The sequence below is a fragment of the Marinobacterium sp. xm-m-312 genome (assembly GCF_013283295.1).
Lineage (GTDB): Bacteria > Pseudomonadota > Gammaproteobacteria > Pseudomonadales > Balneatricaceae > Marinobacterium_E.
In genome coordinates this window covers 69,229-89,202 of the sequence record NZ_WBYS01000008.1, presented here as the reverse complement: position 1 = coordinate 89,202, position 19,974 = coordinate 69,229, and the positions used below count along the sequence as shown (strand labels likewise).

The 19,974-nt window shown below is 48.8% G+C and carries 17 protein-coding genes; 4 read left to right on the top strand and 13 right to left on the bottom strand.

The features are described 5' to 3' along the window. Window positions 1-208 precede the first annotated feature (208 nt). From yfaE to XMM312_RS10490, 12 genes are all read right to left on the bottom strand, one after another. The gene (yfaE, locus tag XMM312_RS10545; RefSeq protein ID WP_173481025.1) at window positions 209-487 is read right to left on the bottom strand and encodes a class I ribonucleotide reductase maintenance protein YfaE; all 279 of its coding nucleotides are present in this window, start codon (window positions 485-487) and stop codon (window positions 209-211) included. A 15-nt stretch (window positions 488-502) separates the two neighbouring features. Further along, window positions 503-1,633 carry a class Ia ribonucleoside-diphosphate reductase subunit beta gene (gene nrdB / locus XMM312_RS10540; RefSeq protein WP_173483685.1) on the bottom strand — a complete coding sequence of 377 codons (1,131 nt, stop codon included), beginning with the start codon at window positions 1,631-1,633 and terminating at the stop codon, window positions 503-505. A gap of 64 nt (window positions 1,634-1,697) precedes the next feature. Continuing rightward, window positions 1,698-3,965, bottom strand: coding sequence for a class 1a ribonucleoside-diphosphate reductase subunit alpha (gene nrdA, locus XMM312_RS10535; RefSeq protein WP_173481027.1), 2,268 nt, complete (start codon window positions 3,963-3,965; stop codon window positions 1,698-1,700). A gap of 313 nt (window positions 3,966-4,278) precedes the next feature. After that, a complete protein-coding gene (locus XMM312_RS10530) occupies window positions 4,279-5,232 on the bottom strand; it encodes a sensor histidine kinase (RefSeq protein ID WP_173484009.1) in 954 nt (317 codons plus the stop codon). After that, window positions 5,225-5,767: a heme NO-binding domain-containing protein gene (locus tag XMM312_RS10525; protein ID WP_173489218.1), complete on the bottom strand. Its 543-nt coding sequence runs from the start codon at window positions 5,765-5,767 to the stop codon at window positions 5,225-5,227. The genes XMM312_RS10530 and XMM312_RS10525 overlap by 8 nt, the downstream gene beginning before the upstream one ends. Before the next feature lie 91 nt (window positions 5,768-5,858). Continuing rightward, window positions 5,859-7,208 (bottom strand): Do family serine endopeptidase, encoded by a 1,350-nt coding sequence (locus XMM312_RS10520; RefSeq protein ID WP_173489217.1) that lies wholly within the window; start codon window positions 7,206-7,208, stop codon window positions 5,859-5,861. A 171-nt stretch (window positions 7,209-7,379) separates the two neighbouring features. Further along, window positions 7,380-8,597 (bottom strand): FAD-dependent monooxygenase, encoded by a 1,218-nt coding sequence (locus tag XMM312_RS10515; RefSeq protein WP_173489216.1) that lies wholly within the window; start codon window positions 8,595-8,597, stop codon window positions 7,380-7,382. A gap of 20 nt (window positions 8,598-8,617) precedes the next feature. After that, window positions 8,618-9,898: a serine--tRNA ligase gene (gene serS, locus XMM312_RS10510; RefSeq protein ID WP_173481032.1), complete on the bottom strand. Its 1,281-nt coding sequence runs from the start codon at window positions 9,896-9,898 to the stop codon at window positions 8,618-8,620. A 22-nt stretch (window positions 9,899-9,920) separates the two neighbouring features. Then, window positions 9,921-10,292 carry a fluoride efflux transporter CrcB gene (crcB, locus tag XMM312_RS10505; RefSeq protein WP_173481033.1) on the bottom strand — a complete coding sequence of 124 codons (372 nt, stop codon included), beginning with the start codon at window positions 10,290-10,292 and terminating at the stop codon, window positions 9,921-9,923. After that, window positions 10,292-11,644 (bottom strand): replication-associated recombination protein A, encoded by a 1,353-nt coding sequence (locus XMM312_RS10500; protein ID WP_173483681.1) that lies wholly within the window; start codon window positions 11,642-11,644, stop codon window positions 10,292-10,294. The genes crcB and XMM312_RS10500 overlap by 1 nt, the downstream gene beginning before the upstream one ends. Then, window positions 11,641-12,276 (bottom strand): outer membrane lipoprotein chaperone LolA, encoded by a 636-nt coding sequence (lolA, locus tag XMM312_RS10495; protein WP_173489215.1) that lies wholly within the window; start codon window positions 12,274-12,276, stop codon window positions 11,641-11,643. The genes XMM312_RS10500 and lolA overlap by 4 nt, the downstream gene beginning before the upstream one ends. A gap of 4 nt (window positions 12,277-12,280) precedes the next feature. Then, window positions 12,281-14,794 (bottom strand): DNA translocase FtsK, encoded by a 2,514-nt coding sequence (locus XMM312_RS10490; protein WP_173489214.1) that lies wholly within the window; start codon window positions 14,792-14,794, stop codon window positions 12,281-12,283. A 143-nt stretch (window positions 14,795-14,937) separates the two neighbouring features. Between XMM312_RS10490 and trxB the strand changes: the two genes are divergently transcribed. From trxB to infA, 4 genes are all read left to right on the top strand, one after another. After that, complete coding sequence (trxB, locus tag XMM312_RS10485) at window positions 14,938-15,894, top strand: thioredoxin-disulfide reductase (RefSeq protein ID WP_173481037.1); 957 nt, start codon at window positions 14,938-14,940, stop codon at window positions 15,892-15,894. A gap of 4 nt (window positions 15,895-15,898) precedes the next feature. After that, window positions 15,899-16,612 carry a leucyl/phenylalanyl-tRNA--protein transferase gene (gene aat, locus XMM312_RS10480; RefSeq protein ID WP_173489213.1) on the top strand — a complete coding sequence of 238 codons (714 nt, stop codon included), beginning with the start codon at window positions 15,899-15,901 and terminating at the stop codon, window positions 16,610-16,612. Further along, window positions 16,590-17,315, top strand: a complete 726-nt coding sequence (locus XMM312_RS10475) for an arginyltransferase (RefSeq protein WP_173489212.1) — start codon at window positions 16,590-16,592, stop codon at window positions 17,313-17,315. The genes aat and XMM312_RS10475 overlap by 23 nt, the downstream gene beginning before the upstream one ends. Before the next feature lie 150 nt (window positions 17,316-17,465). Beyond that, complete coding sequence (gene infA / locus XMM312_RS10470; protein WP_169450742.1) at window positions 17,466-17,684, top strand: translation initiation factor IF-1; 219 nt, start codon at window positions 17,466-17,468, stop codon at window positions 17,682-17,684. Between the two features lie 24 nt (window positions 17,685-17,708). On the opposite strand, the gene clpA is transcribed toward infA, so the two are convergent. After that, window positions 17,709-19,973, bottom strand: coding sequence for an ATP-dependent Clp protease ATP-binding subunit ClpA (gene clpA / locus XMM312_RS10465; protein ID WP_173489211.1), 2,265 nt, complete (start codon window positions 19,971-19,973; stop codon window positions 17,709-17,711). Between the last annotated feature and the right edge of the window lies 1 nt (window position 19,974).

Sequence of the window (19,974 nt, the reverse complement as noted above, 5' to 3'; positions counted from 1 at the left end):
AATGTTTGGAAGAAGTGCGCTACTACCGATGAACTGGGGCGTTCAGCAAATTGGTTCAATTTTGAACCGGTAAAAATATAACCTTAAAATTCAATAACTTAAATTATTCAACAGGATTTTATAATTTTTTTAAAATATTTTTGTACTTTTTTCTTATAAAAAACTTGCACTGTGAACAAAAATTATTTTGTCTCATTTTGGTGCGGATTTAGAGGGGCTGTTCGGCGTCTGGAATTTCGATCTCTATGTGCCCTTTGGGACGACAACAGCAGGTTAAAACCTCTCCTTCTGCACAGTCCACCAGTGCATCCTGAACAGGTTCAACTTCGCCATCTAACAGACGCACCTTACAACATCCACAGTATCCACCGCGGCAGTTGTAAGGTGCAGGTATTTGTTGAGCTTCCAATGCATCAAGCAGTGAAAACTCATACTGGTAGTAGAAGGTGTGATGGTTGCTGACTTTGATGCGTGGGATACCCGACATCGTCAAACCCTCAAATTAAAGGTCAAAGCCTTCGAAATCCTCATCCCCTACTTCGTTGTCGATTTGACCGACCAGGTAGGAGCTGATTTCTGACTCTTGAGGAGCCACTTGGACGTTATCGCTGACCAACCATGAGTTCATCCAAGGCAATGGGTTAGCGCGGTTCTCGAAGATCTCTTCTAGACCCAAAGCTTTCATTCGAACGTTGGTAATGTACTCAACGTAATCACCCAGAATTCGCGCGTTTAGACCGATCATTGAGCCCTGACTAAAGAGATACTCTGCCCAAGATTTCTCTTGTTCTGCCGCATCACGGAAGAGTTTGATCACTTCCTCTTTCTGCTCAATAGCGATCTGTTTGAAATCAGGATCATCAGCACCCGAGGCCATGATGTTGATCATGTGCTGTGTGCCGGTGAGGTGCAGCGCTTCATCACGTGCAATCAGACGGATAATCTTCGCATTACCCTCCATAACTGCACGCTCTGCAAATGCAAATGAACAGGCGAAGCTAACGTAGAAACGGATCGCTTCCAAAACGTTAACAGATACCAGCGTTAAGTAGAGTTTCGTTTTGATGTTGTAGAGCGTTGCATCGACCAGATTACCGTCGATTGTGTGCTTACCTTCACCATGAATGGTGAAGACATTCACTAGCTCTATCAACTCATCGTAAAGACGCGTCACCGCTTCAGCTCGCTCAACGATCTCTGGGTTGGTCACGATGGTATCAAACACCTTAGACGGTTCAGTCACAATGTTGCGAATGATGTGCGTGTACGAACGGCTGTGAATGGTCTCACTGAACGCCCAAGTTTCAAACCAGGTCTCAAGCTCAGGGATAGAGACGATCGGCAAAAACGCGACGTTTGGCGACCGACCCTGCACTGAATCCAGCAGGGTTTGGTATTTAAGATTGCTCAAGAAGATGTGCTGTTCATGCTCTGGAAGTGCCATGAAGTCTTTACGGTCAGTACTTAGATCAACCTCTTCTGGGCGCCAGAAGAAAGAGAGCTGCTTCTCGATCAGCTTTTCAAAGATTGGATATTTCTGTTTGTCGTAACGCGCAACGTTAACACTGCGACCTAGAAACATCGGTTCGCGAGTTGCATCGTGATTACTGGTACTGAATGTAGAGTAAGACATCTGCCCTAACCTCTTCGTAAAAGTTTAAACGGCCGCCCGAAGTACTGGGCGGCGAACTACAGATTTAAAGTTTACAAGCGCCGCCTTCACAGCCACCCATGTCATCGTGCTGATCTTTAGCACCGTCACGAGTGTTGTGGTAGTAAAGTGTCTTAACACCGTACTTGTAGGCAGTTAGAAGATCTTTCAACAACTGCTTCATTGGTACCTTCTCACCAGGGAACTTAGCCGGGTCATAGTTGGTGTTTGCAGAGATTGATTGGTCTACGAATTTCTGCATGATGCCGACCAACTGTAGGTAGCCTTCGTTGTCTGGGATTGACCACAAAAGTTCGTAGTTATCTTTCAGCTCTAAGTACTCAGGTACGATCTGTTTCATCACACCATCTTTACTCGACTTAACCGAAACATAACCACGTGGTGGTTCGATGCCGTTGGTTGAGTTAGTAATCTGCGAAGAGGTCTCACAGGGCATCAACGCCGTAAGGGTGCTGTTACGCAGACCAAATTCACGGATATCTTCGCGAAGTGTCTCCCAGAAGTAGTTCAATGGCTCTTCGCAGAAGGTATCAACTTCACGCTTGTAGGTGTCGATTGGCAGAATACCCTGAGCGTAGGTGGTCTCGTTGAATTTAGGACAGGCACCCAGCTCTTTTGCCAAGTTGTTTGATGCCTTCAACAGGAAGTACTGAATCGCTTCAAAGGTACGGTGTACTAGGCCATTAGCACTGCCATCGGAGTAACGAACAGAGTTCTTCGCTAGGTAGTAGGCCATGTTGGTTACACCGACACCCAGAGTACGACGACCCATGGTTGCAGTGTATGCAGCTGGAACCGGGTAATCCTGGTAGTCCAACAGACTGTCTAGTGCACGAACAATCAACTCTGACAGCTCTTCTAGCTCATCTAAGTTCTCTAGTGCGCCAAGGTTGAATGCTGACAGTGTACAGAGAGCTATCTCACCGTCCGGATCATTCACCTCTTTCAAAGGCTTAGTTGGCAGCGCAATCTCAAGACAGAGGTTGGACTGCTTAACCGGCGCCACTGTAGGATCGAACGGACTGTGGGTATTACAGTGGTCGACGTTCTGAATGTAGATACGGCCAGTCGATGCACGCTCGGATGCAAGAATACCAAACAGCTCTACCGCTTTGATCGTCTGTTTGCGGATATTTGGATCCTGTTCGTACTGCTCATAGAGACGCTCAAACTCATCTTGGTCAGCAAAGAACGCATCGTACAAGCCAGGCACTTCGTGTGGGCTGAACAAGGTGATGTTGCCGCCTTTGATCAAACGCTGGTACATCATTCGGTTGATCTGAACACCGTAATCTAGGTGACGCACACGGTTCTCTTCGACACCACGGTTGTTTTTAAGAACCAACAGTGACTCCACTTCCAAGTGCCAGATTGGGTAGAACAGAGTCGCAGCACCCCCTCGTACACCCCCTTGTGAACAGCTTTTAACCGCTGTTTGGAAGTGTTTGTAGAAAGGAATACATCCAGTATGGAAAGCTTCACCCTGACGGATTGGGCTACCTAGGGCACGGATGCTACCGGCATTGATACCGATACCCGCACGCTGTGATACGTATTTAACGATCGAAGAGGCTGTCGCGTTGATTGAATCCAGACTGTCACCCGTTTCAATCAATACACAAGAGCTGAACTGACGGGTCGGTGTACGAACGCCCGCCATAATCGGCGTCGGTAGCGACAGTTTAAACAGAGAACAGGCATCGTAGAAACGTTTTACATAACCCAAACGCGTCTCTTGTGGGTATTTAGAGAAGAGACAAGCGGCTACCAACATGTAGAGCTGCTGTGGGCTCTCGTAAATCTTACCCGTAACACGGTTTTGTAGAAGGTATTTACCCTCTAGCTGCTTAACGGCCGCGTAGCTGAAGTTCATGTCGCGATCATGAGCAAGGTAGTCATTCAGCTCATTGAATTCCGCTTCAGTGTAGTCTTCTAAAAGGTGCTTATCGTAACGACCGTCATTCACCATGGCTTGGACATGGGCAAATAGGTGGGGTGGTTCGAATTCACCGAACGCTTTCTTGCGTAAGTGGAAGATCGCAAGGCGCGCAGCAAGGTATTGGTAATCAGGCGCCTCTTCTGAAATAAGATCGGCAGCCGCTTTGATTAGGGTCTCATGGATGTCTGATGTTGAGATACCCTCAAAGAATTGCATGTTGGCACTCAGCTCTACTTGAGAGACAGACACAGTCTTTAGACCGGTTGCAGCCCAAGTCACAACTTTGTGGATCTTCTCTAGATCCAGTGACTCTTGGCTACCATCGCGTTTTGTGACCTTTAAACCCTGTTGCATAACGACATTCCACTTCTTAGTCGGTGTTATTATTCGTGCTGCATGAGGGTGCTGATCGCTACTTCACACAACACTATATCTTGTGGTTGTCTATCCAACATAAATCACTATATATAGTTATTCGACAAACAACAGACACTAAATATAGTGATCTGGACGAACTTTGCAATAGCAAATATGCGTCAAAAATTTCTTGACTTATTGGGCAAGGAGCGAAGATTCAGCTGTGGTGCGGGCTAGAAGAAAATAGATAATTTCGTCACATTTATATGACATTTTTATGTAAAGAAATGGGTTGTTATATAAGCGGTGATTAGCGGGTTTGAATTGGCACTCTTAGCGTGAAAGTTGTGCCCTTATTTGGTGCGGAATCAACCAAAAGCTCACCCTGATGATGGCTAATAATGCCATAGGAGATGGATAGACCCAGCCCCGTACCTTTACCAATATCCTTTGTTGTGTAGAAGGGTTCAAAAATACGTTGCTGTATCTCTTTGGTCATCCCTTTACCGTTATCGGCTATCGATATCTCAACCCAGCCTTGGTTCTCTTTGGACGTGATCTCTAAGGTTGGTTCACGCTGACCCTCAAGCGCTTGTGCTGCATTAACAAGAATATTTAAAAGGACCTGATTGATCTCACCGGGGTTACAGAGCACTGGAGGAATCTCTTCAAGAGAGAGGTTGACCCGCGTGTTGGCACTGATCTGGTTGTTAATCAATTTAAGGGTACTTCGAATTCCCTCATTAAGATCGGCTTCTGTTCTAACCTGAGCATCCATTCGAGCAAAGCTTCTTAAGTTGCGAACGATCTCCTTCACCCTCTGGACACCGTCATTGGTATCAGAAACCAACTCATCTAATTCATCGGTGAAATATTCAAGATCTTCCTCTTCAAGGAACTTGAACACACGCTCAGCAAACGCAGGTCGTTCAGATTCATCTACCGCTAGAGATTCGATCAATAGAGGATAGAGTTTAGCGATGGCGTCACTGTGCTGACCCAAGGTGTCTACATTAGAGTGAACAAACGACAGCGGGTTGTTAATCTCGTGTGCCACGCCAGAGACAAGCGTACCAAGCGTAGCCAACTTTTCAGATCGAATCAGTGCATCTTGCTGCGCTTTTAACTGAACCAAAGAGGCTTCGAGCTCCTGGTTTTTTAGAAACAGCTCACGCGAACGAGTCTCCAGCACATCTTCTGCTGCAAGACGCGCTTTACGTTCTCGTTCATACGCTTGTTTGTACAGCTCTAACTCTTCAGACATTCACTTTACTTATGCTGAGTTCGCAGTGGTCAGACTCTCTGTGCATACAGATATCGTGCTCAATATTGATAGGGGTTTGATAGTAAGTGGCCGCCCCCTGGATTAACCCCTCTGCCAAAATACAGAGTTTTCGCGGCGAACGATAGTTCATTACCAGTCGGTTGTTGTCACCATTGGCGCAATCAATTGTCGGAAGGTTAGCCTCTGTGTAGAGCTTTTGTACCTCTAAGTGAATCACCGGCTCGATACTTTTCAAGAAACCAAACAGATCACCCTCAGCTTCAACAAACATAGGGTAACGTTCAGCCAGCTTAGCAAACATGAAATCACCAAAACTGCGAATCACATCCTCTAGGGGAATATTGAGCGCCTGTTGGACTTCATGAACAATCTTAAAGAGTTCGGCATCTTCATAGGTATCCACTGAAATATAGCTACCCGCAACGCCGGCCCTATTAAGAAGCTGTTGCCAGAGAACAACACCGCCCTTTTCCACTACCATATCCTCAAGGATATTAAACACTACACCTTTCATTAATGATTTCTCTTTAAGCCCTATATGACAATTAGGTAATTAATGTGTTCAGTGTAGAACAGTTTTGAAAAGTTGCTAGGTAATCTCAGATTTATCTTAAGACCAGATAAAACATTGAGCGGCCACGCTGAAGTTGAATCAATAACTGATTAGAACTGCCAGAGAGTTCACGCTGTAGATCCTCTAGGGTTCGAACCGAACGTCGATTGATAGAGACAACAAGATCGCCAGCGACCAACCCTGCCCGAGCGGCCCGGCTTCCCTGTTCAACACTTTTGACCTGAACCCCTCTGCCACTGGTCACTGGCTCAAAGACGGCACCGGACAGTAACGGATGAAGAGCCCCCTGTTCTGGATCAGATTTAGGTTGTTGATAGGCGACGATCAGCTTGGCGGATCGCGGCTCAGCATTGCGCAGTAGTTCCAGCATTAGTTGATCCCCTTCGGCTGCAAATGCCACAGCGTTAAGAATAGTAGCCGCTGAGATCAGTGCTCTACCATCCAGTGCGGTAATGATGTCGCCGACTTGAAGACCGGCACGATCAGCAGGAGAGTCCTTAATCACCTCTGAAACGATCACACCGTTTTGCTGATCATCCAGCCCAAACGCCTGACGTAAATCAGCGGTTAGCGGTTGCACCGAAAGCCCTGCCCAGCCACGGGTGACGCGACCCTCTTCAATCAATTGATCAGCAACACGTCGTGCCATATTACTGGGGATTGCAAAGCCTATTCCGACATTTCCTCCGCTTGGCGCAATAATGGCTGTATTAATACCCACCAGGTCTCCATTCAAATCGACGAGAGCACCACCGGAGTTGCCGGGGTTGATAGAGGCGTCGGTTTGAATGAAGTTTTCATACCCCTCGATACCCAAACCTGAACGCCCTAACGCACTGACGACACCTGTTGTGATGGTCTGCCCAAGTCCAAAGGGGTTACCGATAGCCACAACAAAATCACCGACTCTGAGTGACGAGGAGTCGCGGATCGATAACTCGCTCAACCCCGTGGCATCGATATCCAATACCGCAATGTCCACTTCAGGGTCGGCCCCAATTAAACGGGCTTTAAAACTGCGCCCATCGGTAAGACCAATCTGAACCTCGTCAGCCCCTTTAATGACGTGATAGTTGGTAATGATCGTACCCTGCTCGGCATCGACAATCACACCAGACCCGGCACTGCTCTGACTGCGGCGTTGTTGCGGAAAGGCATCTCTAGGAATGTTGAAAAAGCGTTGAAAAAAGGGGTCGTTCAACAGTGGGTTGATGATTTGTCGGGTCGAGAAGGTCGAGATGTTGACGACTGCTGGATTCACCCTCTCCAACATAGGGGCAATAGAGGGCAAAGATTGCCCCTGCGAGTCACTGACCGGCAAGCCAGCCTGACTCACTGAGCTTATCAATAGAGAAAAAAACCAAACAACCGCAATCCGCATAACAGACACCTTTAATCGATATACTTAATTAATAGGAGCAGATCGTTGTTAATTCAAGCTGAAGGTGACGGATTAAAGGGGTCAGACCCCGTTTTAGCTCACTGTTGGAGCGGTCTTGAAAAGGCCGCGATCGGAAGAAAATCGCCTCATCTTCGATAAGGCTCCAACCGTTTAAAACCGATCAATCCCTGAAGCGATTCTTAGCGCTTTTACGCGTGCGGGTTTGGCAGCACCTGCAATACCTAGCATTAGATTGCGTACCAATTTGAGGGGCTTTTTCTGATTACTGAACAGGCGATAGAAGAGATCCATCGATTGCATCATCAATAGATTAGCGTTGCGTCGTTTCTGTTCGTAGCGTTTAAGTACATCAACTGAGCTGATCGACTCATTTCGAGACAGCGCATCATGAATTACCTCTGAAAACGCAACGACATCCTGAAATCCTAAATTAACCCCCTGACCGGCTAATGGATTGATCTGGTGTGCAGCATCCCCCAGAAGAGCAACGCCCTCGTCCACATAGCGCTGGGCATGCAGACGGCGCAGCGGAAAACTGGCTCTTGCTTGAATCGATTTGATGCCACCCAATCGATTTGGGAAATTGGCTTCGATGGTCGTTTTAAGTTGATCGAACTCCATCGACATCAACTGCTGTACCCGCTCAGGCGCGTCGTACCAAACCAAGGATGCATTCGATCCTGGCAGAGGCAGTAGCGCTCTTGGGCCCGATGGGTAGAACTGCTGCCAAGTAATATCCTGTTGCGGCAACAGCGTCTCAACGTTAATGACCATGGCCATCTGCTCGTAGTCCCACTGATGTGCGCCTAATGCAGCCGCATCACGCACCATTGACTGCCCACCATCCGCGGCTATCACCAGAGGGGTCATTAACGACTTACCCGAATCGAGTTCTATGATGGTCGATGCCGCCGAGTAGTCGATCCGCTCAACCCCGTCAGTGATTAAACTGATATTACTCTGGCCACTCAATTGATCTAGTAGCGCCCGTTGAACCAGACGGTTCTCAACTATGTAGCCCAGCTCGGACATTGAGATCTCTTGGGCAGAGAATTCTGTTGCTAAATTACGTGCTGCTTGACCTGCTAGACCTGGCGCATCTTCATCCATCTCCCAAACGCGCATGCGTTGATAGGGACAAGCTCGCCAAGAGAGAATGGGCTGCCAAGCACCTAATTGATCCAACAGATCGATAGAGGCAGGACTTAAAGCAGAGACGCGCAAGTCCATAGGTTGATCAGCGCTGAAGGCCTCAGGCAGAGAGCGCTCTAGTAGAGCGATATTAAGTTGGGTATCGGCTAGAGACAGAGCCACCGCAGCACCGACCATGCCGCCGCCAACGATGACTAGATCAAATCTACCTTCCATCTCTAACCTACCCGATTCGATTAGGCGCTGAGCACCTCAGTACCACCCATGTAAGGTTTCAGTACTTCAGGAACAACTACGGAGCCATCGGCTTGTTGGTAGTTCTCAAGCACAGCGACCAGTGTACGACCGACAGCCAAACCCGAACCGTTGAGTGTGTGAAGCAGTTCTGGTTTACCTGTCTCAGGATTTCTCCAACGAGCTTGCATACGACGCGCTTGGTAGTCGGTCATATTTGAGACAGATGAGATCTCACGATACTTAGCCTGACCCGGTAACCAAACCTCGATGTCATAGGTCTTAGCGGCAGAGAAACCTAGATCACCGCCACACAGATTTACCACACGATATGGCAGGTTCAGTGCTTGCAGAATACCCTCGGCATGCCCACACATTTCTTCTAATGCGTTCCACGAAGTATCTGGCTTAACCATTTGAACCATTTCAACTTTTTCGAACTGGTGTTGGCGAATCATACCGCGTGTATCACGACCTGCTGAACCCGCTTCAGAACGGAAACATGGACTGTGACAGGCGTAAGCCATCGGCAGTGTTTCAGCGTCGACAATCTCATCACGAACTAGGTTAGTCACCGGCACTTCGGCGGTTGGAATCAGGTAGTAGTGACGTTCACCGAACGGCACTTTAAATAGATCTTCCTCAAACTTAGGCAGTTGACCGGTACCTTGCAGAGACTCACTGTTGACCATGAAAGGAACATTGATCTCGGTGTATCCGTTCTTCTCAATATGAGTGTCCAGCATAAACTGCGCCAGCGCTCGGTGCAGACGTGCTAGAGGCCCTTTGATCACCGCAAAACGAGAGCCCGTTAACTTAGCAGCTACTTCAAAATCCAGACCGCCTAAGCCCTCACCTAGAGAGACATGATCTTGAACATCAAAATCGAATGAACCAGGCTCACCCCATACACGCACTTCAACGTTATCATCTTCGCTCTCACCCGCCGGTACAGAGTCATCGGGCAGGTTCGGTGTGCTCAGCAGGATATCATCCAACTTAGCTTGTACTTCGTTTAGTTTCTCTTTGGATTGATCAAGCTTAGCGCCTAGCTCGCCGACTTCAGCCAACAGTGGTGCGATATCTTGCCCCTGTGCTTTTGCTTGGCCGATCGACTTGGAACGGGTGTTACGCTCCTGCTGAAGGTTCTCTGTCTCAACTTGAATCTGTTTACGCTCCTGCTCTAGGGCATTAAATGCCGCTAAAGGGAACTCGTAACCTTTCTTTTTAAGCTGTTCAGCAATAGCCTCTGCGTTCTCACGAACCTGGCGTGGATCTAACATCGATCAAATATCCTTACAAAATTTATAGCAGTCGAGTAAACCAAATGGCAGCAGAAAGTGCTGCGACTGATAATACGACGGACAATAGTACATAAAAGATGGCTGCCGTTACATGACCTTCGTTAATCAAGGTAACAGTTTCCAGCGAAAATGTAGAAAAAGTGGTGAAAGCCCCCAAAAAACCGGTCATTAACAGCGGGCGCATCTCAGGTGGCAACTTAGCTCGCTCCATCACCAAAACAAACAGCACCCCCATTAACAACGAACCAACAACGTTAGCCGTTAGGGTACCTACCGGTAACTTTTGATCAGCACTGTTGAGCCAACCACTCAACCAATAACGAGCCATCGCCCCCAGAGCACCCCCTAAAGCAACACTTAATAGATGGACCATCAACTACTCTCCTTAGGGTAACGCTTAGTCGGACTGGCTTGATCAGCCGCTTGTAAGCGGCGCATCTTCTCACTCAGTTTAATCTCTAAACCACGCTCTTCAGGATGATAGTAGGAGCGATCTGCTATCTCCTGTGGCAGGTAGGATTCACCAGCTGCATAGGCGTTGGGTTCATTGTGAGCATAGCGATACCCTTCACCAAATCCCTGCTCTTTCATTAATCGAGTCGGAGCGTTACGCAAGTGTTCTGGAACCTCGTAACTTGGATCTTTAGCCACATCAGCTAAGCACTGATTAAACGCCTGATAGACAGCATTACTCTTTGGCGCCAACGCACAGTAAATAGTGGCCTGAGCAATGGCTCGCTCACCCTCGGCAGGGCCGACACGCTCAAAGGCATCCCAAGCACTCAACACCACCTGCATCGCCCTGGGATCTGCATTACCAATATCCTCCGAGGCGATGGCAACTAAGCGGCGCGCAATGTAGAGAGGATCGCAACCCGCATCCAACATACGACAGTACCAGTAGAGCGCACCATCTGAACTGGAGCCCCTCACCGATTTGTGAAAGGCTGAAATCTGGTCATAGAAGAGATCACCGTCCTTATCATAGCGGCGCACCCCTGCAGCGAGCACATCAGATAGCGCGGCGATCGACACGTACTCTTTACCCTCGACGGGTTCAGAGAGGTCCGCAGCGATTTCAAGCAGATTTAACGCGCGACGTGCATCACCATCAGCCGCCTGAGCCAGCGCTGTCAAAGCCCCTTCCTCAAAAATTAGATCACGATCTGCAAGGCCTCTTGGGCTACTGAGGGTCTGTTCTAGTAACGCCTCTAAAGTCTCTGCCGTTAACGCTTTTAACGGATAGACACGGGCGCGCGACAGCAAGGCATTATTCAATTCAAACGAGGGGTTTTCAGTTGTGGCGCCAATAAAGATCAGCGTCCCCTCCTCAACATAGGGGAGGAAAGCATCCTGCTGAGATTTATTGAAACGATGAACCTCATCAACAAAGAGGATCGACTGACGACCACTCTGCTGACGTAACATCTTGGCCCGTTCAACCGCTGCACGGACCTCTTTGACGCCATCCATAACAGCAGAGATAGAGATAAACTCAGCGTCTACATAGTATGCAATCAGTCTGGCTAACGTCGTTTTGCCAACACCTGGCGGCCCCCACAGAATCAGCGAGTGGATTGACCCCTGTTCGAGTTGGCGACGCAACGCCTTGCCCTCAGAAAAGAGGTGCTCTTGCCCTCGATACTCTTCTAAGGACCTTGGGCGCATGCGAGACGCTAACGGCTCATAAGCCGTTACTGGAGCGTCTTCGAATAGATCACTCATCCGTTTTGATCCATCAGGATCACATCAACCGATGCGGGAGGCACAAAACGAAACATCGTCTGATCAAAAGCAGCCGGAAAACTCTGTTCACTCAACATAATGAGGGAACGCTGACCTAGCCCATCTTGTATCAACAGTTCGGCAAGTAGATCACCACTAAAGAGTAGGCGCAGGGATTGGAACTCCGCACTCCCTTCCTCTTTTGGCGTTAACTCGAACAGACTGTTTCCGGCGCCGGCCTCAATCTGCTGAACATTAAAATAGCGATTCAACTGTTCAACATCACCACCCAATACGCGAGCCGGGGTCATCACTTCGCCCTCGCCCAATGGGCGTTGAGTCGCCTGTTCTAAATCCGGATCATAGACCCACAACCATTGGCCATCACTGATGATGGTTTGTGGAAAGGGGCTCTCCGTCTCCCAGCGAAAACGATCAACCCCTTCAATCCACAAGCGGCCAGAGGCATTTTCAGACTTTAAATTATCATCACCTAGGGTGTACTGCTGAAACGCAGCAGAGAGCCTAGCGTGGGACTGAAGCAGTGCAGATAACTGATCAGCCGTTTGGGCCCAGGCCATCATCGGCAGCGACACTAGCAGGAGCAGTGCGATTTTAGTGAATCTCAACATCTCATTAATCCCTTGGGCCAGCCGGTGCCATAACCTCTCGCTGACCGTTCGATCCTGGTGGCGAGACAACACCGGCCGCCTCCATCGTTTCGATCATTCTAGCTGCACGGTTGTAACCAATTTTTAGCTTGCGCTGCACGGACGATATAGACGCTTTACGAGTTTCTAAGACAAACGCGACCGCCTCGTCATAGAGTGGGTCGGCTTCATCATCAAATAGGCCACCGCCACCGCCAGCTGCAGCGCCACCCTCTGCCTCACCGTTTAGGATGGCATCGATAAATTCAGGTTCACCCAGAGCCTTCCATGCTTCAACCACACGGTGTACCTCGTCATCACTCACAAACGCACCGTGAACACGATTTGGCACACTGGTACCGGCAGGCAGGTAGAGCATATCGCCGTTACCCAACAGGTTCTCAGCACCCGACTGATCGAGAATGGTTCTAGAGTCAATTTTAGAGGAGACCTGAAAACCGATGCGAGTCGGGACGTTGGCTTTAATCAAGCCGGTAATCACATCAACCGATGGACGCTGGGTTGCAAGAATCAAGTGAATACCAGCAGCGCGGGCTTTTTGTGCAATACGTGCAATCAACTCTTCCACTTTTTTACCGACAATCATCATCATGTCGGCGAACTCATCGATCACCACCACAATGTAAGGGAGTGTCTGCAGTTCCGGCGCAGGGTCTGTCGGTGAAAGCCCCTGCTCCATCGGATTCCATAGCGGATCCCTCAAAGGCTGACCGGCAGCGGCCGCTTCACGAACCTTATCATTGAACCCGGCTATGTTGCGCACACCCACTTTCGCCATTAGACGGTAACGATCTTCCATCTCTGCCACACACCAACGTAGACCACCGGCCGCCTCTTTCATATCGGTAATCACCGGTGTTAACAGATGTGGAATGCCATCATAGATAGAGAGCTCAAGCATCTTAGGATCGACCAGCATTAAACGCAGCTCTTCGGGAGTTGCCTTATAGAGCAGACTCAGAAGCATAGCGTTTACGCCAACCGACTTACCGGAACCGGTAGTACCTGCTACGAGCAAGTGAGGCATCTTGGCAAGGTTGGCCACAACAGGGTTGCCGGCGATGTCATTACCCAGCGCCAGCGTCAATTTAGAGGCTGCACCCAGATAGGGTTTAGAGTTAAGCACCTCAGAGAGACGCACCATCTGACGAGAGTGATTAGGTATCTCAATACCCATCACCGACTTACCGGGAATCACTTCAACGACACGCACGGCACTGACGGCCATTGAACGTGCCAAATCTTTGGCCAGATTTGAAATTTTGCTGGCTTTAACACCAGGAGCTGGTTGAATCTCAAAGCGAGTGATCACTGGCCCGGGATTGACCTCAACCACTTCAGCGACGACACCAAAGTCATTCAACTTCTGCTCAAGAAGACGAGAGAGATGCTCCACCTCCTCTTCCGTATAGCCCTGATCGGTCTGTATCTCTGGTGGATCGAGCAGATCAAGACTCGGAATTTTCACCTTAGGCTTCACAGCGGCTTTGGGTTTCACCGGCTCAGCATCATCATCGCTATCTAAGGGTTTATGAGTCTCAGAGAGGGGCACGATTTTCGGTGTTCGCTTCTCAGCATCCTCGCGGTTAGCATCGTCAAAAACCGATTTCGACGCAGGCTTAACCTCCGCACCGTCTGACTTAGCCTCAGAACCCACAGTCAGATCATCCATGGTCTTGATCTCAAGCGGTTTAGAACGCGAAGAGTCAAACGAAGGCTCTCCGAAATCGACCACCGGAAGTGACTCCATGCTACCCGGCTCAACTTCAAAATCAGGCTCTACCCGTTGCATCGCTGCTCTTTTTGCAACACGAACTTCCATAGGGCGCTCAGAGACTGTCGCTTTTTGAGTCTCCTCTTCGCTCTTCGCAAAAAGACTCTGCCAGAGCGTCTCTAACCCACCACCGATAGAATCCAATACCTGACGCCAGCTTGAGTCAACATAGAGTGTTAGGCCGATTAACAGAGCAATCCACAATACGACGGTGGCACCGGCTACATTCAACCAACGAACCGCAAAATCACCCAGCGCTTGACCGGAAATCCCACCAGCGGAGAAAGGCAACCCAAGATCCGCATTGCTAATGTGAATTGAGGCTAGACAAGAGGCCGAAAGAACAAATAACAGCGCACCTAGGGTTCGCATTACCACAAAGGGCAACATATCTAGGGTGCCAATGTAGCGACGACGCAACCAACGGTAGGCAGGGACAACCAAAATAAAGGGAATAACAAACGCAACTACCCCAAACCAAGAGACCGAGTAGTCTGCAATCCATGCACCGAACCAGCCGGCCCAGTTGCTAATTTCTGATTGATACCCTTGATGTGACCAACCCGAATCACGCGTGTCGTAACTGATCAAACTCAGCATAAACAGCAGGTTTAAACCGATCAGTAACACCAGCAAGGTTTCGCGAACCACACGGTTCAACTGGGTGGTTAGCGTCAATGTTGACAGCGATTGATTACTACTCAAAAAAATACCCTTAATTCAATCAACTTTATGCTGTGGGAAAATACCATAAAGTGGTAGGTTAGGTCTTGTGATTGAAAAAAAGGGATTCACCCCCATAAACCCTTTAGACCCATTTTTATGACATCTTATTTGGAAACATTTCTATGAGTGACGTTAAACACCACAGTCTTATCATTCTTGGTTCTGGCCCTGCCGGATACACTGCTGCTGTCTACGCAGCTCGCGCCAACCTAAATCCGGTTGTTATCACGGGTATGCAAGCGGGCGGTCAGCTAACCACAACCACCGATGTCGACAACTGGCCAGGTGATGCTGAGGGTGTTCAAGGTCCTGAATTGATGCAGCGCATGCAAGCGCACGCCGAACGCTTCAACACCGAAATCATCTACGACCACATCAATAAAGCTGAATTGACGGAGCGTCCATTCCGTCTAACCGGTGATACTGGCGTCTACACTTGTGATGCTCTGATCATTGCAACCGGCGCCTCCGCTCAATACCTCGGTTTGGACTCTGAAGAGGCGTTTAAAGGCAAAGGGGTAAGCGCCTGTGCAACCTGTGACGGTTTCTTCTACCGCAATCAAAAGGTAGTGGTTGTGGGTGGTGGTAACACGGCCGTGGAAGAGGCACTCTATCTCTCGAACATTGCGAAAGAGGTGGTCCTTGTTCACCGTCGCGATACCTTGCGCTCTGAAAAGATCCTGCAAGATAAGATTTTTGAACGTGCCGAGAATGGCAACATCACTCTGATGTGGAACAATCAACTAGATGAAGTGCTGGGCGACGATATGGGTGTAACCGGAATTCGCGTGAAAAGTACCGAAACTGGTGAGACTCAAGAGATTGACGCTCAAGGTGTCTTCATTGCAATCGGCCACAAACCCAACACTGAACTCTTTGACGGCCAGCTGGATATGCAACATGGCTACCTTAAAATCAAAACAGGTCTTGAAGGTAACGCCACTCAAACCAGTATTGAAGGGGTATTCGCAGCCGGTGACGTCGCTGACCACTCATACCGTCAAGCGATCACCTCAGCTGGTTTTGGCTGTATGGCAGCCCTAGATGCAGAACGCTACCTTGACGATCTAGCTAAGTAATCTAATGATCCCCTGGCTCACTCCGGGAGAGCCCTATTTCCCAGACACCCGCCTCGCACTCGATGACCCAAACGGGTTGTTGGCTGCCGGCGGGGAGCTGAATGCAGCCTGGTTAGCTGCCGCCTACCCACAGGGGATATTCCCTTGGTTTAGCGAAGACGACCCGATTCTATGGTGGTCACCCTCCCCCCGCTGCGTGCTCTACCCAACACAATTCCATGAATCAAAATCGCTTAAAAAACGCCTAAGAAAAGAGCAATTCACCGTCAGAATCGACTTTCAGTTCGAAGAGGTTATTAGGCAGTGTGCTGCGCCCAGAGGTGAGGAAGGCACTTGGATAAGCGAGCAGATTATTTCCGCCTACACCGAGCTGCATCATCAAGGGATCGCCCACTCTGTAGAGGTTTACCTAGATGATCAACTTGTCGGTGGTTTATACGGCATTGCGATCGGACGACTCTTTTTTGGCGAGTCGATGTTTTCGCGTGTACCAGACGCGTCTAAACTGGCCACTAAAATTCTTTGTGCAGAATTAGAAAAAGCGAACTATGCTGTAATTGATTGCCAGATCTACAATCCACATCTGGCCTCACTGGGTGCAGTTGAGATCGAACGGACCGAGTTTGAACAGCTGTTAACACAATGCAAAAGGACGCCTAGCCACAACCCTTGGGCAAAGCGAAATTGGTATCCCGATGTCGAATCTGCAAACGCTTAAGTTTTTTGTCACGCCCGATCATGACTGCAGCTATATAGAGCGAGCGACAGCGAAAACTCTTTTCGTCGACCCACAAGCACCCCTGGATAAATCGACCTACTCGCAACTGACTCAATATGGCTTCCGACGCAGTGGCACCCACGTTTACCGCCCCCATTGCGATGGCTGTGCTGCCTGTATTTCAGCGCGTATTCCGGTCGATCGTTTTAAACGCTCAAAATCTCAACGTCGCATTTGGAACAAAAACCGAGACATCTTAGTTGAGACGATAGAACCTCGTTTCGATGAAGAGATTTACGATCTCTACGCCCGTTACATCAACGCACGCCATGATGACGGTGATATGTACCCACCCTCACAAGATCAATTCATCAGCTTTCTAGTGGAGAGCAACCAAAGCACGCAGTTTCACCTGTACCGTGATACTGATGGTGAACTGCTCGCGGTCGCTGTGACGGATCAGCTCGTTGATGGTCTATCAGCGGTCTACAGCTTTTTTAGTCCTGATCATGATCAACGCAGCCTTGGCGTGTTTGCTGTTCTCTGGCAGATGGAGCATCTAAAACAGATTAACCTTCCCTACAACTACCTAGGTTACTGGGTGAAAAACTGTAAAAAGATGGCCTACAAAACACAGTATCAACCGATTGAGATCTTGTTGGATGATGTTTGGGTTGATGCCACGGACGATATGATCAAGTGATTGTCTACCCGACTTGAGGCTGCAACCTAAACTATTTCACTTTTTTAGCAATTTAGTGCAGAATACGCGACCTTCAGGTCAAGTAACGCACAAAAGCGATCAATTCCACGCTAAGCGATACTTGGTAAAGAATTCCAAAGGTAGGTATTAATGGCTAAAGAAGACGCTTTTGAAATGGAAGGAACGGTAATCGATACCCTTCCAAACACGATGTTCCGTGTAGAACTAGAGAATGGTCACGTAGTAATCGCGCACATCTCTGGCAAAATGCGTAAAAACTACATCCGTATCCTTACGGGTGACAAGGTTAAAGTTGAACTGACTCCTTACGATTTGAATAAGGGTCGTATCACTTACCGCGCTCGTTAATCGAGACCTACAAAAAAATGGCCACTATACAGTGGCCATTTTTGTTTCTGTGCTGGTTTCAAGATCGAGTTCACCTTCCGAGTTCACTATAATCTCAACAGAACCGCCCTCTTCAGACAGTTCACCAAACAGGATCTTCTCAGCCAACGGCTTTTTGATCTTCTCTTGAATTAGGCGACGCATTGGACGCGCACCCATTTTCTCATCATAGCCATGCTCGGCCAGCCAATCGCAGGCTTCATCACTAGCATGAATACTGACCTTTTTATCGTCTAGCTGAACCTGTAACTCCATAAGGAACTTATCGACCACACCACGCACGATCTCTCTCGTCAGCGCTTTGAACTGAACGATAGAGTCCAAACGGTTACGGAATTCAGGTGTAAAGAGTCGTTTAATCGCCTCCATACCGTCACTGCTATGGTCTTGTTTAGCAAAACCGAAGCTGGCTCGCCCCATATCCTCAGCACCGGCATTAGTGGTCATGATTAGGATCACGTTACGGAAATCAGCTTTACGACCGTTATTGTCGGTCAAGGTACCGTTGTCCATCACCTGCAACAGTAGATTAAAGACCTCGGGGTGAGCTTTCTCTATCTCATCAAGCAGCACAACAGCGTGCGGTGATTTAGTCACCGCCTCGGTCAACAGACCACCCTGGTCAAAACCAACGTACCCTGGTGGCGCACCGATCAATCGGGAGACGGTATGGCGCTCCATGTATTCCGACATATCAAAACGAATCAGCTCAATACCTAGAATACGAGCCAGTTGCGATGTCACCTCAGTTTTACCCACACCTGTTGGCCCTGCAAATAAGAAGCTACCGACCGGCTTGTTAGGCTCTTTAAGTCCGGCACGTGATAGTTTGATAGCAGCCGAAAGGTTATCGATCGCTTCATCCTGACCCAATACGACCATTTTCAAATTGGTATCAAGCTTAGCCAACTGTTGTTTGTCAGAGGCTGAAACCGACTTAGGCGGAATTCGAGCGATCTTAGCAACAATCGTCTCGATTTCTGGCACATCAATCGCTTCAACTCGATCCTCTTCAGGAATGAGTCGCTGATAGGCACCCGCCTCATCGATCACATCGATCGCCTTGTCTGGAAGATGCTTCTCATTGATGTATCGATCCGCCATTTCAGCCGCCGACTTCAGTGCAGCATCGGTGTAACGAATCTCGTGATGCTCTTCAAAGCGTGATCGAAGACCTTTCAAAATTTGGTAGGTATCTTCAACACTAGGCTCTAACACATCCACTTTTTGGAAACGGCGAGCCAAGGCACGATCTTTCTCAAAGATGCCGCGGAACTCTTGGAAAGTCGTTGATCCAATACAGCGCAACTGACCTGAACTTAAAAGAGGCTTAAGCAGATTACTGGCATCCATAGAGCCACCCGAAGTGGCCCCGGCGCCAATAATGGTGTGGATTTCATCAATAAACAGAATCGCTTCGCGTTGATCTTTGATCTCGTTCAGCAGTGACTTAAGGCGTTTTTCAAAGTCGCCACGATACTTCGTCCCAGCAACCAGGGCACCCAAATCTAAGGAGTAGACAACCGAATTGGCAATCACATCAGGCACTTGCTCTTCAATGATTAGCTTCGCCAAACCCTCTGCAATGGCTGTCTTACCGACACCGGCCTCACCCACTAACAGCGGATTATTCTTGCGACGACGTGACAGAATCTGAACGACACGCTCAACCTCTGAGTCACGCCCCACCAGCGGGTCGATCTGACCAACCGCTGCCTGTTTGTTTAAATTGATCGCATACTTAGAGAGCGCACTCTCCTGTTTCTGCTCATCTTTCGCGTCCGCTGCAGCAGACTGCTGCTCATTCTCTGACTCACTGTCCGATACGCCATGCGATAAAAAGTTCACGACGTCCAACCGCTCTATCCCTTGCATCTTAAGGAAGTAAACAGCTTGGCTCTCTTGCTCACTGAAAATAGCAACCAGAACATTGGCGCCGGTGACCTCGGTCTTGCCCGACGACTGGACATGAAACACCGCGCGCTGAAGGACCCGCTGAAAACCAAGTGTTGGCTGGGTTTCGGACGCTTCGACATTATCGGGAAGCTGAGGCGTTGTCTCTTTAAGGAAGTTGTGAAGCTGATTGACCAGAGCATCAAAGTCAGCCCCACAGGCAGCCAACACTTCAAATGCATGACGATTATCGATCAAGGCCAATAACAGATGCTCGACGGTCAAAAACTCGTGACGAGACGTACTAGCCGACTGAAAAGCCTGACTTAGAGTATCTTCTAACTCTCGATTCAACATA